Origin of the sequence: Flavobacterium phragmitis (genome assembly GCF_900112575.1) — a bacterium.
In the GTDB taxonomy this organism is placed as follows: domain Bacteria; phylum Bacteroidota; class Bacteroidia; order Flavobacteriales; family Flavobacteriaceae; genus Flavobacterium; species Flavobacterium phragmitis.
The window spans coordinates 84,771-101,876 of sequence record NZ_FOMH01000005.1 but is presented as its reverse complement, the minus strand read 5'-3'; the positions used below and the strand labels follow the sequence as shown (position 1 = coordinate 101,876).

The 17,106-nt window shown below is 32.9% G+C and carries 14 protein-coding genes and 1 other RNA gene; 7 read left to right on the top strand and 8 right to left on the bottom strand.

Annotated elements, in window-relative coordinates:
- Positions 1-236 precede the first annotated feature (236 nt).
- Positions 237-2,576 carry a S8 family peptidase gene (locus BM289_RS10435; RefSeq protein ID WP_091493012.1) on the bottom strand — a complete coding sequence of 780 codons (2,340 nt, stop codon included), beginning with the start codon at positions 2,574-2,576 and terminating at the stop codon, positions 237-239.
- Between the two features lie 320 nt (positions 2,577-2,896).
- Between BM289_RS10435 and BM289_RS10430 the strand changes: the two genes are divergently transcribed.
- The 3 genes from BM289_RS10430 (at position 2,897) to BM289_RS10420 (ending at position 6,283) form a co-directional block, all read left to right on the top strand.
- Positions 2,897-3,949, top strand: coding sequence for a sensor histidine kinase (locus BM289_RS10430; protein ID WP_091493363.1), 1,053 nt, complete (start codon positions 2,897-2,899; stop codon positions 3,947-3,949).
- On the top strand, positions 3,939-4,640 hold the full coding sequence (locus BM289_RS10425; protein WP_091493011.1) for a LytR/AlgR family response regulator transcription factor: 702 nt from the start codon (positions 3,939-3,941) through the stop codon (positions 4,638-4,640). Before BM289_RS10430 ends, BM289_RS10425 begins: the two co-directional genes overlap by 11 nt.
- A 173-nt stretch (positions 4,641-4,813) precedes the next feature.
- Positions 4,814-6,283: an MFS transporter gene (locus BM289_RS10420; RefSeq protein ID WP_091493009.1), complete on the top strand. Its 1,470-nt coding sequence runs from the start codon at positions 4,814-4,816 to the stop codon at positions 6,281-6,283.
- Between the two features lie 89 nt (positions 6,284-6,372).
- Here BM289_RS10420 and BM289_RS10415 read toward each other — a convergent pair whose 3' ends face one another.
- The 5 genes from BM289_RS10415 to ffs form a co-directional block, all read right to left on the bottom strand.
- A complete protein-coding gene (locus BM289_RS10415; RefSeq protein WP_244165358.1) occupies positions 6,373-6,891 on the bottom strand; it encodes a hypothetical protein in 519 nt (172 codons plus the stop codon).
- Between the two features lie 90 nt (positions 6,892-6,981).
- Complete coding sequence (fsa, locus tag BM289_RS10410) at positions 6,982-7,638, bottom strand: fructose-6-phosphate aldolase (RefSeq protein WP_091493007.1); 657 nt, start codon at positions 7,636-7,638, stop codon at positions 6,982-6,984.
- A 218-nt stretch (positions 7,639-7,856) separates the two neighbouring features.
- Entirely contained in the window at positions 7,857-8,048 is a 192-nt protein-coding gene (locus tag BM289_RS10405; protein WP_091493006.1) for a hypothetical protein, read from the bottom strand.
- A gap of 4 nt (positions 8,049-8,052) precedes the next feature.
- On the bottom strand, positions 8,053-8,856 hold the full coding sequence (locus BM289_RS10400) for an SDR family oxidoreductase (RefSeq protein ID WP_091493004.1): 804 nt from the start codon (positions 8,854-8,856) through the stop codon (positions 8,053-8,055).
- 168 nt (positions 8,857-9,024) lie between these two features.
- Positions 9,025-9,122: signal recognition particle sRNA small type (gene ffs / locus BM289_RS10395), an RNA gene on the bottom strand.
- Between the two features lie 88 nt (positions 9,123-9,210).
- Between ffs and BM289_RS10390 the strand changes: the two genes are divergently transcribed.
- Positions 9,211-10,260 carry a glutaminyl-peptide cyclotransferase gene (locus BM289_RS10390; protein ID WP_091493003.1) on the top strand — a complete coding sequence of 350 codons (1,050 nt, stop codon included), beginning with the start codon at positions 9,211-9,213 and terminating at the stop codon, positions 10,258-10,260.
- A 92-nt stretch (positions 10,261-10,352) separates the two neighbouring features.
- Positions 10,353-11,603 (top strand): imidazolonepropionase, encoded by a 1,251-nt coding sequence (gene hutI / locus BM289_RS10385; RefSeq protein WP_091493001.1) that lies wholly within the window; start codon positions 10,353-10,355, stop codon positions 11,601-11,603.
- Positions 11,604-11,666: 63 nt separating this feature from the next.
- Here the strand turns inward: hutI and BM289_RS10380 are convergent, their stop codons facing one another.
- Complete coding sequence (locus BM289_RS10380; protein ID WP_091492999.1) at positions 11,667-12,545, bottom strand: hypothetical protein; 879 nt, start codon at positions 12,543-12,545, stop codon at positions 11,667-11,669.
- A gap of 99 nt (positions 12,546-12,644) precedes the next feature.
- Between BM289_RS10380 and BM289_RS10375 the strand changes: the two genes are divergently transcribed.
- Positions 12,645-13,682, top strand: coding sequence for a formimidoylglutamase (locus tag BM289_RS10375; protein ID WP_091492998.1), 1,038 nt, complete (start codon positions 12,645-12,647; stop codon positions 13,680-13,682).
- Between the two features lie 134 nt (positions 13,683-13,816).
- On the top strand, positions 13,817-15,064 hold the full coding sequence (locus BM289_RS10370) for a DEAD/DEAH box helicase (protein ID WP_091492996.1): 1,248 nt from the start codon (positions 13,817-13,819) through the stop codon (positions 15,062-15,064).
- Here BM289_RS10370 and BM289_RS10365 read toward each other — a convergent pair.
- A complete protein-coding gene (locus tag BM289_RS10365; RefSeq protein WP_244165357.1) occupies positions 15,061-17,031 on the bottom strand; it encodes a response regulator in 1,971 nt (656 codons plus the stop codon). The genes BM289_RS10370 and BM289_RS10365 overlap by 4 nt on opposite strands.
- Between the last annotated feature and the right edge of the window lie 75 nt (positions 17,032-17,106).

Below are 17,106 nucleotides of genomic sequence, written 5' to 3'. Positions count from 1 at the left end.
TTTTTACTATATTTTTACAATTATTCTTCATCTAAAAATTAAAAACAATAACAAATTCACAATATTAAAAATCAAATTTTCAGCCAAATTGTTATTATGGTAATTTTATGTTAACAAATTTTAGATTTAATGAAAACTATATCTTTCCAAAAAAGAATACCTGATTGTATTTCATTAAAAATGTAAAATACAATCAGGTATTGCTTTAGAAATGTTGTTGTTCCTTTAAGTCTCTATTATTCAATTAAAACTTGATGACTTTCTGTTTTTCCATTAATATTTACATGTAATACATAAATTCCTTTTCGAAACTTACTTACATCAATAACTCCCTTATTATCAACTATGGAAATACTTCTTTGCTCTTTTCCGTTTAAGTCATATAATGTTGCTGTAATTGGGATATTAAGATTTTCCGTTTCATTTTCGTTCGACAAATCTATATTAATGATGTCGCTTGACGGATTCGGATAGACATTATACAAAAAGCTATTCGATTTTGAATTTGAATCTGCTAAAGCTTGGGTTGACAATTTGGCTGAACATCCTCCATACATTTTTCTTATTGCAGTGAGACCACAAGAAGTATCTGCTTCTACTTTCAATATTCCTCCGCTACATCCAAAAGGAACTGTATATGTTCCTACTGAATTCGCAGTATATATTAAGGTTGATTCTCCTCTATAAATTTTATACGGAGGAGCTCCACCATATATATAAACATCGACTTGACCACTTGGCCCAACACCCGATGAAGTAACTGTAAAATTACTACCTACTGTAATGTTTTTAGTAATCGTTCTATAACCACATGATGCATTACCATAATAAAGATTAAGAGTAATAGGACCATTAACTACTTGGGAGGTTCTTGTCAATGTTACAGAACTTGTGTTATTTCCTGAAAGCGTAACCAAATTACTTCCCTGCGTTACTGACCAATTATAGGTTGTCGCACCAGATGGTCCTGCATACGTTGCATTAGTACAGATTCCATCATTTCCTGTTATTACTGGTAATGAACCCATACAAGCTAACAAAGAAGCTGCATAAGCATCTACTAACCCATATCCCATTTCTGTATTCCATGTTCCATTTGATCTCCCAGCTGTTGTTGTATAAGAATAACTTCCTACTTTTTGAGATGTTTGTTCAATAATATCTCGAACCTGCTGACCTGTCAAATTAGGATTAACAGAAAGTATCAAAGCACTAATACCAGCTACATGCGGCGCAGCCATTGAAGTACCACTGTCAGGAAGTGTCAGATTTCCAGGTATTGTTGATAAAATATTACTTCCTGGAGCTACAACATCTAATTTTGCACCATAACCCGAAAAATTAGATCGAGCACCGACAGATGTTATGGCACCGACAGTCAAAATATTATCATTAAAATAAGCTGGATAGTCCATTACAGGAGCATAATTACCCGAAGCAAAAATAACTACAGCTCCCTTTCCATTTCTTCCTTCGTTAATTGCCTGTGTAATAGATTGCTCAAGTATTGCACTATATAGCTGTCCATAATAATATCCTGCTTGATCTCCCCACGAATTATTAATGACATCAGCTTGATTTAGACGTGCCCAGCTTATCCCACTAGCAAGCTCTGCTGAAATCGTATAAGTTGGCAACAAAGAATGGCTTACAGTCATTATTTTTGATAATGGGGCAACCCCAACTACTTGTAAATTGTTATCCTTAATTGCTCCGATCGTTCCTGCAACATGAGTACCATGTTTATTACCATTGATAAAAACACTTGGTGAAGATCCTGACTGTGCATCAAAACTTAAAGGAGAAATATTACCCGCCAAATCATTATGGGTTTTATCTATCCCTTGGTCAACCACTGCTATTTTTACACCATTTCCTTGTGATATTGTCCAAGCCTGACAAGCGTTTATATCAATTGCTGGATTAGCAACATTATTTAACCCCCATAAACTTCCAAAATCAGGGTCATTTGTACAGGTCTTTTTAAAATCAAACATAAAAGCAGGATCTACATCTGCAAAAAGGCCTGTTTCATAAAACTGATTAGATAAATCTACTGAATTCCCATTAGCTTCTTTTTTAACAGAAAGAATATACCATTCCGGCATATATGGAACCTGCTTAACAATTTCAACAGCTTTTTCTGAAGCAGTTTTTTGTAGTAATTTAATGTCTTGTACATCTTTCAGTTTGACGTAAAAAAAACTTGAAGTTCCAATAGGCTTAGCATCTCCTCTTTTATAATATAAAGAAACACTCTTTATACTTGGATTTTCTCTGAGCTTTTTAATTCTTTGATTAAACTCTGCATCCGTTTGCTCATTTTTAAATTCTAGTTTTGCTGTCTTTTCAGTTGCATTTTTTGATTCATCAGCTGAGAGTTCAAATTCTTTAATTCCTAGGGCTGTTATAGCAGACTTATCTACATTTTGCTCCGCATTGATATTAACAAAACTTTTATCAACAGTCAAATTAACTTTTTTTCCTTTATAATAGTAATAAGGTGTTTCTTGCGCCCTTAATCCTAAAAAACTAATTAAAAAAACACAAATAGAAATGAGTAATTTATTTTTCATAAGTTTTAGATTTTATTTACCAACGCCTATTTAGTTATTTAAGAAATAAGCTACTGGTTATATTAGTTAATATGCTAAATATATTGTTAAAATAAATTCAGCTGAAATTTTTTATACCAACTGCCACTTTCTGTAAACCAACGACATAAATCATTCAATAATGCGTTTTACGAAAACGTTCTATTTAAAAAATAAAACACCAATTAAGTTTATTTGGGAAATTTTATTCAAAAAAATTGCGACTTTGCCTTTAATTGTTTAAAGTTGCACAAGATTTAATTCTTGTTAAGAAAAACCCAAAACTCCTAATCACTAGCCCGTTGAAAGAAATTCGAAAAGTTAAGTTTAACATAAAACTGCAAAATCATATTTGGTTTTGGGGTGTGTATTTTACTTTGAACTTTTTAAGATGGGGGGCTTACTTTAATGACTATCCCTATGCATTCAAATCGAACTTAATTGAGTTCTCTTTGGTTATTCCTTTAGTATATCTGAATTTATTTGTTTTAGTTCCTAAATATGTACTAAAGCAGAAATATATTATGTATACATTTTTATTACTGCTGAGTTTATTTGCGATTTATTTACTTAAAACAGCACTTACCTATTACATTATATCCGAAAATATCTGGCCGGAAGCAAATCGAGAGTACCATCCGTTTGAAATAAATCATATTGTTGCTGTCTGCATTGGAGAACTGTATGTTTTGGCAATGGCATCTTCAGTATACCTGACTTTAACTTGGTTGAAAGAACGAGAAAGAAACAGATCGCTGCGAGAAAACCAGTTCAAAATCAAATTGAAATATCTCGAAAATCAAATTCAGCCGCATTTTTTCTTTAATACCTTAAACAACTTATACGCATTATCATTAGAATCTTCCAAAAAAGTTCCCGATGTTATTATCAAACTTTCCAATCTAATGGAATATGTACTTTATGATGTAAAAGGAACCAAATTTGTTCCTTTAATAAAAGAGATTGATTACATTCAGAATTATATCGAAATTGAAAAACTTCGTTTCGAGAATGTAGAAGTAACTATGAATCTGGAATCGGATATTGAAGATGTTGTGGTCCCACCGCTAATTTTTATTTCATTAGTCGAAAATGCGTTTAAACATGGCGGTTTAAATAATAAAAACTTAAAAATCAAAATCAATTGCAAGGTTATCGATAATAAAATTCTTGATTTTGAAATCTTAAATAATTTTGTAATTTCACAAAATCAGAAAGCCAAACGTGGAATTGGGTTAGTAAATACAAAAAAGAGATTAAAGCTTATTTACCGAAACAACTTCTCTCTGAAACAAAAAACCAAACTTAATTTCTACATAACCAGACTACAAATACCAACTCATAATGAAGATTAAATGCGTGTTAATTGATGATGAGCCATTAGCGATCAAAGTCCTGCAAAATTATTTTACCAATTTTACAGATTTTGAAGTTATTGCAACATTCAACAACTCTTTAGAGGCGCTGGATTTTATCAATAGTACTCCTGTTGATGCTGTCTTTTTAGATATTAACATGCCGATGATGACTGGTTTTGAATTGATCAGTTTAATCGAAAGCAAAACCAAAGTAATCATCACAACCGCCTTTAGAGAATTTGCTGCCGAAAGTTATGATCTAGATGTATTAGATTATCTAGTAAAACCAATTCCGTTGCCAAGATTCATAAAGTGCATTAATAAAATCACGACCGAATATAATTTCAAAAACAATATTAAAGTCGAAACTGCAAAAGGCGACTCACATATTTTTATTAAAGTCGATAAAAAAATGATGAAAATTAATATTGAAGAAATTTTGTTTGTCGAGGGAATGAAAGAATATATCAAAGTTGTCACGCCAGACAAGACCTATATTACTCACAAATCTCTAACCTCTTTATCCGAAGAATTACCCGCAGATCGCTTTCTTAGAATACATAAATCTTATGTTATTGCACTAAATAAGGTAAAATCTATTGAAGGAAACCGTGTTCAAATCCAATCTCACAACATTCCGATAGGCAGAAACTACAGTAAAGATGTTAAAAATAAAATTTTAGAATAATTCATTTCTTAAATTCATTTTATAAGTAGGTTAAAATTAACACTTTGTTGAAAAAAGAGTGTCGTTGGTATAAATTTAACATTATTTATGCCCTTTTATTTTTTTTTGATAATCCTAACAAATATATTTACGGTCTTCAAAAAACAATAAAATAAAAAATTAACCTTATTCTTATGAGTTCAGAAAATGTGCAAACCAAATGGGGGCAGTTTATCTCGTTGATAATCGTGTTCTTCTTTTGGGGTTTTGTTGGTTCTGCCAATGATATCCTGATTCCAGTATTCAAAAAAGTATTTACGTTATCGCAAGTACAATCACAATTAGTAGCGTGGGCGTTTTACGCCGCATACTTTGTTGGATCAATTATATTCTTTATAGTTTCCTTAAAAGTAGACATTTTGCAAAAATACGGCTATAAAAGAACATTATCAGCAGGATTAATCCTTTCAGCTGTTGGTTCTTTTTTATTCGTTCCAGCTGCTACAATTCAAAGTTTCCCCTTCTTCTTAACAGCCTTATTTACAGTAGGATTAGGATTCTCAATTCAGCAGATTGTTGCTAATCCTTTAGCTATTAAAATGGGAAGCCCAGAAACTGGAGCACACCGTTTGACTCTTGCAGGAGGAATTAACTCTTTCGGAACTACAATTGGAGCAATCTTGTTAGGGATTGCTTTGTTTGGAATGGGAGACAACAAAAAAACTGCTCTTTCATTAGAAGACATTAAATTACCTTTTATCATTTTAGGTCTAGCTTTTATTGCTGTAGCCATCTTCATGAATTTCTCCAAAATTGAAGACCCGGTAAAAGAGGAAGAAGCAATTATTAAAGACGGACACAGTAAATTCAACATTCTTGACTATCCACAATTATACTTGGGTATGTTAGGAATTTTTATTTATGTAGGAACAGAAGTAACTATTATTAGTAACTTACCAGCCTTATTACACACCCATGAATTTGGAAACATTCTGGAAGACGCAGTAGCACCATTTATTGCACTTTACTGGGGAAGTTTAATGATTGGACGCTGGAATGGCGGCACAAACGTTTTCAACACTTCAAACCTTGTAAATACAGCACTTAAATTTATCGTTCCTGCGGTAGCATTTGGTGTAATTATCGGAGCTAATATTTTTGCAGCACACGATGTTTCTTCATTCTACATTTACCCGCTTTGGATTTTGTTATTCATTGGAGTGAGTTTCGTAGGAGGTAAAAATGCTGGAAAAACTTTAATGCTTTTCGGACTTTCAGGAATTACTATGATGATTTTAGGATTAGTTTGGCCAAACCCAGAAATTGCTAAATTCTTCTTCATTTCTGGAGGTTTATTCTTGTCTATCATGTGGCCTTCAATCTTCGATTTAGCTATCGCAGGATTAGGAAAAAACACAGGAAAAGCCTCTTCTTTCCTAATCATGATGATTCTTGGAGGTGGTGTAATCCCATTAATTCAGGGAAGTATCTGCGACTTTGACCTTACAAGTCCAGAAGGTATTTTTGGAATTTCATGGACACACTTCTCTTACATTGTTCCACTTCTTGGTTTTGCATATTTAGCATTCTACGGATTCTATTGTCCAAAAATTCTTAAAAAACAAGGTATCAGCCACGTACAAAGTGAAGGTGGCGGACACTAAAAAATTTAAAACTCCAATATAAAAAAAAATCCAAATTCCAATTTTACAAAACGGAATTTGGATTTTTTTATCCTCTATAAGAAAAAAACTTAGAATCTTAGTATCTCAGATCCTTTACTTTGCATTAATAACATTTTCAAGATTCTTTTTAAAAACAGCCTTATTCTGCGCCGAAATAGAATAAACCACATCTTTTCCGCATGAACAATCACTTTGTCAATATCAGTCTTTAAAAGCGCTTGTGGGTCTTTTATTCTTAAAGTACAGGCACCGTCAAAAAAGCCATCATCTTCTATCGTTTTTTTGGCATCTAAAACAGTACCGTCACTTAAAACGGCCGAAATCGTCATTGCACTGTTTAATGTTTTCGAATAAAATCCATCCATAACCAAAAGCAGCCTGTAACTGTTTTTCATCTCTGGACCTTTAAACTCATGTCTCGTAATATTATACCGAAGCCCTTTTGCCAGACTTTGGAATTTCACAGAACAATCCAATTCATAAGTGGCAACATCGCCCGCATCATTTACCGAAGTAATCACTTTTGCCTGAGCATTCACAGAAAAGCTAGCAGTAAAAAAACACAACACAATCAATATTACTTTCATAATCAGCTATTTAAGATTCATATAAAAGTAAAAAAAATCGCCTTTTCTCGTTAGAAAAAAGGCGATTTTAATTTTGTAAGTATCTAAGGATTACTTGTTTCCTTTCTCAAAATCAGCTACGAATTGAGCTAAACCAATATCTGTTAATGGGTGTTTCAACAATCCGTAAATTGCAGAAAGCGGTCCAGTCATAACGTCTGCACCAATTTTAGCACAGTTTACGATATGCATTGTATGACGCACAGAAGCAGCTAAAATTTGAGTTTCGTAACCGTAGTTATCATAAACTTCTCTAATTTCTTGAATCAAATTCAATCCATCTGTAGAAATATCATCTAAACGACCTACGAAAGGAGAAACATAAGTAGCTCCAGCTTTAGCAGCCAAAATCGCTTGTCCTACAGAGAAAACAAGAGTTACGTTAGTCTTAATTCCTTTATCAGAAAAATATTTTGCAGCCATAACACCTTCCTTAGTCATCGGAAGTTTTACAACGATTTGGTCATGTAATTCAGCTAACTCTTCACCTTCTTTAACCATTCCTTCAAAGTCAAGCGCATTAACTTCAGCACTTACATCACCTTCTACAAGATTGCAAATATCAACATAATGCTTTAAAATGTTGTTTTTACCAGTGATTCCTTCTTTTGCCATCAATGATGGATTAGTTGTTACACCGTCCAAAACACCTAAAGCTTGTGCTTCTTTAATTTGAGCTAAATTAGCTGTGTCAATAAAAAATTTCATAATTTATATTATTTAAATTGTGTTGATTTATTCTGGGCGTATTCGCCGTGGCGAACGGGCTTTCGGCTAAATCTTTTGTTCCGTTTCACTTCACAAAAGGCTCTATCCCTAACGCAAACGCCGGTGCAAAATTACGAAATCAATGCCAATAACAATTTCAAAAACTAAATCAATTTATAAATTATATTAAAATTCACAAAATATTTACAAACCGTAAATTATTTGTTTCTGTTTAGTTCTTTCAATTCATCCCTAATTTCTTCCAAAACTCTTAAGGTATCTTCTTTATAACTTTCAGAATTATTGATCTTGTCACTTATACTTCCTAAAATTCTACGAATCACAAACCAAACAACAAGTAAAACTAAAACACCAAAAAAAGCTGGCAAATACTCTGCAATCTTTTCCATAAGTTTATAATTTATAATGGTTCATTAACATTTTCTCGTAAACTTTATCTGGAAGTGCACGTTTTAAAACAATCGAAAACTTCTGCATAAATGCCCCCACTTTATAATGCACATTTGGCTTTTTAGTTTGAATAATTTTATAAACTGCTTCAGCCATTTCATTCGGATTACTTCCTGCATCAACATGATCGTTCATCGTTGCCAATACATCGCCATACACTTTTTCGTAAGCCGAATCTTTAATCACCGGCGCATGATAACGTCCTGCTGCAATATTGGTGGCAAAATCACCAGGCGCTACATTGGTAATTTCGATTCCAAAAGATTTCACTTCCATTCTCAAAGCTTCAGTAATCAATTCCAAAGCTCCTTTTGATGCCGAATAAACGCTTCTATATGGAAGTCCCATATAACCAGCAATAGAAGTAATATTAATAATCAAACCGGAGTTTTGTTTACGCATTTGCGGCAAAACAGCTTTCATAACTTCAATTGGTCCAAAGAAATTAGTCTCAAAATTATTTCGGATTTCTTCTGTCGGAATTTCTTCTAAAGGTCCCGTAATACCAACTCCGGCATTATTGATCACAATATCTAATCTGCCTGAAGTTTCAATAATTTTAGAAACTGCTGTCTGGATAGACACTGCATTTCTAACATCCAAAGCAACCAAAGGAAAAACAGAATTCAATACTTTCTCAGGATTTCTGCTCGTTCCGTATACAATGAAACCTTTTTGATGCAAATATTCACCAATAGATTTCCCAATTCCGGATGATCCTCCGGTAATTAAAACGACTTTATTCATTTTTTTAAAGTTGTTAGTTACTAAGTTAAGAGTTATGAGTTATAAATTTTGTGTGATAAAGTAAAGTAAACTTCATAACTTTTAACCTATAACTTCTAACTTCCAAACGTCCAAAAATAAAAAAATCCTCCTGAAAAGGAAGATTACAAATTAAATTATTCTAAAAAAAAATGGCAAGCGACCTACATCGCACCGCTCAACCGCGTACCCTTGCTATGTTCCCATCCTGGGGGAGTCTGCAGGAGCTGGTCGTGTAGGACTTGCCGGTGCAAATATACAACCTTTTTATATTTTTGCAAGAGCTTTGTCACTATAAAAATATCGTCGTATATTGCCTTATTCAAATTTTAAACTATGAAAAAACATAACTTCCTAGGTGTCATTTTATTAGGAATCACATTAATTGGTTGCGGAGATAAAAATAAAACTGAAAATTCTTTATTTACTATCGATGATTCTGCTTTTCCGGCTCATTTTACATCTGAACAAGCTGTTTCAATCGGAGTTTTTAATCCAAAATCGAAAGAAATCGATAGCATCGCTTACTTTGTTAACGACAAAAAAGTGGGAAGCACAAAAGGAGCTCAAAAATTCAAATTTGAATTAAAAGATCAAAAATTAGGATATCAGTACTTAAAAGCAACCGTTTATTTTGGGGGAGATTCTTCCGATGCTACTAAAAGAATAGAAGTAGTTTCTAATATAGAACCAAAACTTCTAAACTATAAAATCGTAAATACTTTTGTGCACGATTCTTTAGCTTTTACTGAAGGTTTGGAATTTCATGATGGAAGACTTTTTGAAAGTACAGGGCAAAAAGAAGATTCCTATTTTAGAGAAGTAGACTATAAAACCGGGAAAGTAATCAAACAAGTAGATCTTCCTAAAGAATATTTTGGAGAAGGAATTACTTTTTTCAATGGAAAATTATACCAGCTTTCATGGCAGGAAAAAACAGGTTTTATCTATGATGCTAAAACTTTTAAACTGGAAAAAACATTTAAATACGATAAAGATATTGAAGGTTGGGGAATGACACACGATGACAAATACATTTATCACTCAGACGGGACAGAAAAAATCTGGAAAATGGATCCGACTAACCAAAAACTAATTGATTACATTAATGTTTATTCTGGCAGTTCAAAAATTAAAGCATTAAACGAATTAGAATTAATCGACGGGAAGTTTTATGCTAATGTTTGGCAAAAAGATGCCATTGCCATTGTAGATCCAAAATCTGGTGCGGTTGAAGGAATTATCAATTTATCTGGTCTTCGTAAATTTGTAAAAAGTAAAAATGCTGAAGTTTTAAACGGAATAGCATACAATCCTGCTACTAAAACTATTTTTGTCACAGGAAAATACTGGGATAAAATATTTGAAATTACTGTTTCAGAATAATTTCAAACAAATAGTTTTTACGAATTTCACAAGTTTTCACATCTTAATAAGTGAAAAATTGTGAAATTTGTGTTTTATAACAATCCTTTCTAATGATCACTTTAATCCAAAACATACAAGAACTACTACAGGTACGCGAAACTTCAATTGCAAAAGTTTCTGGAGCAGAAATGGCAGTGCTTCCAACCATCAAAAATGCTTTCTTAATCCTAGAAGACAATCTTATTTCAGATTTCGGATCAATGGAAAATCTTCCTGAAATTAAAGCAGACAAAATAATTGATGCAACAGGAAAAGTAGTCCTCCCCTCTTGGTGTGACAGCCATACGCATATCGTATACGCAGGAAATCGCGAGCAGGAATTTGTAGACCGCATTAACGGACTATCTTATGAAGAAATTGCTAATCGTGGAGGCGGTATTTTAAATTCTGCCAAAAAACTAAACGAAACTCCAGAAGAAGAAATCTACGAACAATCAAAAGTCCGTTTAGAAGAAGTCATGCATTTAGGAACTGGAGCTGTCGAAATAAAATCGGGTTATGGCTTAACCGTTGATGGCGAACTAAAAATGCTTCGCGTGATTAAACGACTTTCCGAAAATTATCCAATCACCATAAAAGCGACTTTTCTTGGAGCACATGCCTTTCCAACTCATTATAAAGAAAACAAAGCAGGATATTTAGATGAAATTATCAACGAAATGTTGCCAGAAATTGCCAAAAACAAACTAGCCGATTACGTTGATGTTTTCTGTGAAAGCGGTTATTTTTCTGTTGAACAAACAGAAAAAATAATGGAAGCTGGTATCGCATTTGGCTTAAAGCCAAAAATCCACGTCAACCAATTCAATTCAATTGGCGGTATTCAAGCTGGAATTAAATTTAATGCGCTTTCTGTCGATCATTTAGAGATTATGAATCCTGAAGACATTGAAGCCTTAAAAGGCTCTGAAACAATGCCGGTTGCTTTACCTTCCTGCTCTTATTTTTTAAGCATTCCATACACGCCGGCACGCGAAATGATTAAAGCGGGGTTACCTGTAGCATTAGCCACAGATTTTAATCCTGGTTCTACTCCATCTGGAAATATGAATTTTGTTGTGGCAACGGCCTGTATCAAAATGAAAATGACTCCGGAAGAAGCCATCAACGCAGCAACAATAAATGGGGCTTATGCTATGGGACTTTCAGAAACACACGGAAGCATTACAAAAGGTAAAAAAGCAAACTTAATATTGACAAAACCTATTTCTTCTTATTATCAGATTCCTTATGCTTTTGGAAGCAATTTAATCGAATCCGTTTTTATTGAAGGAAAAATTCTTCCTAACAATAATCCATAAAAAAAAGGTCTGTGAAATGCACAGACCTTTAATATCTAAGTGGTATTTTATCCCTTTGACAGCTTATCTTAAGCTGAAACTAGTTTTAGAAACTAATTCATCATTATCAAATACATTGATAAAGTAAGTTCCTTTAGCGAAATCTTTACCTGGTAAATCTTGTACAACATTTACAGATTTGTTTTCGTATTGCACAGTAGTTTTAAAACTGTAAGTCAATGTGTTATCACCAAAATTTTCTGTTTTCTTATCTCCTAAAACATTATTTTTAGAGTCGATAACTTGTACGTAGTACGTTTTATCACCAGATTTTGCAATTTGGTTCTCAGCAATTGTAAAACTTACTTTTAAAACATCAGCACGGCTAGCTTTATCAGTTTCAATTTGTTTTCCCGAACTTCTTAATTTGTAAGCTGCAGTTTTTGTATTCAAAATTGATAATTTAGAACCTCTTTCTACTGTTTTAGCTAACTCTTCGTTTTGACCAACTAATACTTCGTTGTATTTTTTAGATTCTCCTAAAACCACAATTGTACTATCTCTTTGAGTAGTTAAAACACCATTTTGTTTTTTCAACTCATCATTTTCAGCAACCAAAGTTTTCATTTTGCTTTGCATTGCTTGAACTTGAGATCTGTATTTAGAAACATCTCCTTTAGACTTATTTAAATCATCCATTAAAGCAACTACTTTATCTCTTTCCTGGATCAATTCGTCAGACATAGAAGTATTTTCTGCAATTGCAGCATCATAAGTAGCTTTTAACTCCTGTAAATCTTTCATTACAGATTCTTTCTCTGTCAAAGTTGTGGTAAGTTCCGTTTTAACTACCTCTGTATCAGAAGATAATTTAAAAATATACACTAAGCTACCAATCAGTAGGACTGCTAAAACTGCGATTATCGCTTTTAGACTTGAATTGTTGTTCTTTGGGTTTTCCATATTTAAAAAAATTTTCTTTAATAACAAATTTAAGAATTAATATAAGGTAATAACGTAAGTTTCTACAATTATATTATTTTTGGAAAATAAATTTTTTTAATGGAGAAATTAATCCCTTTCACTATAAATGATTTAGCAAAAGTCACAAATCATCGAAGCGGTGAATTAAAGTTTGGAGAAAAAATGATTGTCATCCCTTCAGGTGCTGACAAAGTTAATTTTCTAAAAGAAAGTGAAGCTAAATATGTGCTTCTTGGAATTCCGGAAGATATTGGTGTTCGTGCCAATTATGGAAGACCCGGAGCAGCTTCAGCATGGCAGTCTGCTATAAAAAGTATTGCCAACATTCAGCACAATCGATTTTGCAAAGGAAGCAACATTATTATTTTAGGACACATTAATGTTGCTGATGAAATGCGTGAAGTCGAGAATCTTGATTTTAACGATATTGATGATCGTTCCAAATTAAGCCAGCTGGTTGAAAAAATAGACAAAGAAGTTTCTCATATCATTTTTACTATAATTAAAGCGGGAAAAACACCTATTATCATTGGCGGAGGCCATAACAATGCGTACGGAAATATCAAAGGTGCTGCTCTAGCAAAAGGGAAACCTGTTAATGCCATTAATTTTGATGCTCATTCTGATTTTAGAATTTTAGAAGGAAGACACAGTGGCAACGGATTCTCTTATGCTTATGAAGAAGGTTTTTTAAAGAAATATTTCATCTTTGGTCTTCATGAAAACTACACTTCTAAAAGTGTTCTGGATATAATTAAAAAACTAGAAGATAGAGTTCGTTACAATACTTATGACAGTGTAAACATTAGAAAAGAGAAGGATTTCAACAAAGAAATGATTACGGCTCTGGATTTTATTAAAAATGATGCTTTTGGAATTGAAATCGACTTAGATGCCATTCCTAATATTGCCAGCAGCGCTATGACAATCAGCGGTTTTTCTGTTGAAGAGTTGAGACAATTTGTTTCTTTCTTTGCCGAGCACAAACACGCGGCTTATCTTCATATCTGCGAGGGCGCACCAGATTTGGACAATGCTCCAAATAATAATTTAATTGGTAAGCTGATTGGGTATTTGGTTACCGATTTCATTAAAGCAAACATCGAAAAAGAATAAGTAAATCGTCACATCAAATCCAAAAACAAAGCGTTTTCCCAAATAAAAGCCAATTCAAACAAACGATTGACTGAATAAAACTATCTTTGCACGTCATTTTAGTACTTAAAACTAAAATGTTTAATCCATAAGATATGTTATTCGAAGATTTATCACTTTCAAAAAGTATACAAAGAGCCGTATTTGAAGAAGGCTATTTAAATCCGACTCCAATTCAGGAAAAATCAATTCCTGTTGTTTTAGAAGGTCGTGATTTAATTGGTTGCGCGCAAACTGGAACAGGAAAAACGGCAGCATTTGCCATCCCAATCATACATCAATTACATCGAATTGTAGGTTCATCAAAAAAAGCGAAACAGATTCGTGCACTTGTAGTTACACCTACACGTGAATTAGCAGTTCAAATTGGTCAAAGTTTTGACACTTATGCCAAATATACCAATTTAACACAGCTTACTATTTTTGGTGGTGTTTCTCAAAATCCACAGGTTGATGCTTTAAAAAACGGAATAGATATTCTAGTTGCTACACCAGGCCGTTTGCTTGACCTTCATAAACAAGGTTTTTTAGATTTAAATCATCTGCATACTTTAGTTTTAGACGAAGCCGATCAAATGTTGGATATGGGTTTTATCAATGATGTCAAAAAAATTGTAAAACTTACACCAAAAAACAGACAAACCTTGCTTTTTTCTGCTACCATGCCAATTGCAATTCGCGAACTAGCCGAAATGTTTTTGCAAGATCCAGAAAAAGTAGAAGTTTCACCCGTTTCATCAACAGCAGAAAAGGTAGAACAGCGTGTTTACTTTGTTGACAAAACTGAAAAAAGGAACTTACTATATAGCTTAATTAAAGAAGAAAACTTATCAAACGTACTGGTTTTCTCTAGAACTAAACATGGTGCTGATAATGTTGTAAAAGCACTTCGCAAAAAAGATATTCCTGCAGAAGCAATTCACGGAGATAAATCTCAAAATGCAAGACAAAGAGTTTTAGACGCTTTTAAAAACAAAGAAGTTGGCGTTTTGGTTGCTACTGATATCGCAGCACGAGGAATTGACATTGAACAATTGCCGTATGTAATCAATTTTGATTTACCTAATATCCCAGAAACTTATGTACACCGTATTGGCCGTACTGGTCGCGCTGGAAATGGCGGAATTGCAATTTCTTTCTGTGGCAAAGATGAATTACCTTATTGGAAAGACATTCAAAAATTAATTAAAGTTGATGTAAAAACCATTTCAGATCATCCCTATCAATGGCATTCCGGAAGTCCTGAAGCTGGAGAAAAACCAAAAAATTCAAACAGAAGCGGTGGTGCTCATAAATCTAGAAAATCCAATTCTTCTAAGAAAAATAAAAAACGCTGGTATTAAACAGCGTTTTTTTCTTTTATAAGGTAATTGATTATTTTAAACAATTTAACAGGCTCAAAAGGCTTAATAATAATATCGTTCATACCAGACGAAAGTGCTTCATCTGTAATTTCATCTTTATCAAAAGCAGTCAATGCGACAATTGGCGTTTCTACTCCAGCAAGCCGAATTCTTTTTGTAGTTTCAAAACCATTCATTAACGGCATATTGATATCCATTAAAATCAAGTCGAAAACTTCATCTTCCAAAATTTTAAGCGCCGCAAAACCATCATCAACCACTTTACACGTATAATTATTTTTCTCAATGATCTTTTTCGTAACCAGCTGATTGATTAAATTATCTTCTACAACTAAAATTTTGTATGCTTCATAGGAAGTCAAATCAACTTCGATTTCATCGATAATACTTTTCGTCTTGGCAAGATCATGTTCGAAGGCAATTTCAAAAGAAAATGAAGTTCCTTTTCCAAGATCACTGTCCAAAGTAATGGTACTTCCAAACAACCCTAATAACCTCTTTACAATACTAAGCCCAAGTCCAGTTCCTTGGTAATCCTCTTCTTTTCTTCCAACTTGTACAAACTTGTCAAAGATTTTACTTTGATCCACAATTGCTATTCCAATACCATTATCTCGAATCAGGAAATCTAAATAGTTCATTTTCCCTTCAACTTTACTCAACTTGACGATTATCTCTACTTGTCCGTCTTTGGTAAATTTTAATGCATTACTCACCAAGTTCATCAAAATTTGAGATAATCTTAGTTTGTCACCAATTAAATATTCCGGAATATCAGGGTCAATCTCGATTGAAATTCTATTGTTATTTTTCTGAGAAAGAAAAGAAAGCGAATTTTTTATCACTATAATTTCGTCTGAGATATTGAATGTCAAATTCTCTAGGACAATTTTATTTTCCTCAATTTTATTAATCTGAAGAATGTCGTTTACCAGTGAAAGAAGATATCTGGCAGAAAATTTAAGCGAACTTAGATGCTGGCTTCTAGAAAGTTCTTTATGTTCTTCCAAAAGCATATTGGTAATTCCTACCACTCCGTAAAGAGGAGTTCGTAATTCGTGGCTTATAGTGGAAATAAATTGTGTTTTAAGCAAAGAAGCCTCTTCCGCAATTTCTTTTGCTTTTACAAGCTCTAAATTGTGTCTTTTCTTGAACCTGATATTCTTAACTAAAGTGATAATTAAAAAAAGAAGTATTAAAGAAATAAGAACAAACAGAATTACAATAATTTTCGACTTTTTAAGGCTTTGAGATTGTTCCACTTTCTCATTTTCGATTTTATTGATCTGCCTTTTGTATTCATCTAACTCAACTCCAATTCCCGCAATTGAAGCTTTCTTTATCTTCTTAACACTATAAATATCGTCAGAAACAGCATTATAATTAACCAGCGCCTGATACGCTTCTTTATGTTTATTTATTTTATTCAAGAACTTAGAATATTCCAAATATACACTTGCCAAATCTGTTTTTTCCTGCGCTTTTTTACCTAATTCAATTGCATTTAGAAAATAAGTATTTGCGGTATTATTTTCATTTTTATGACTTAAATAAATACCGTTAAGCATCTCCACAATAACCTCTGTCGATCCATCGCTATATTTGTTTTTAGCACTGTTTATATATTTTAGAAATAAATTCCCTTGTTCATAATTTTCAACATCAAAGTAAGCCCAAGCAATATTTACATTTGTAAAATAAACCTCCTTTAAATCATTTATTTTCAAAGCATAAGCAACTGATTTTTTATAATAACGAATTCCTTCATCAAATTGTTTCTTTTCAAAACAATACATATTCCCCAGATTATTGTAAATATTACTTTTTAGAGAATCGTTACTGGTTTTGTCGGCATAAAAAAGACTTTTTTTGTAGAAAAAAATAGCCTTGTCAAAGTCTGTTAATTCATTATAATTGGCTGCTATAATATTGTAAGACCGAGACATCAAACAATAATCTTTTAGTAAAGTAGCGGCATTAAGTGCGGTTCTGGAAATTTTGAGAGACTGATCAAAATTGGA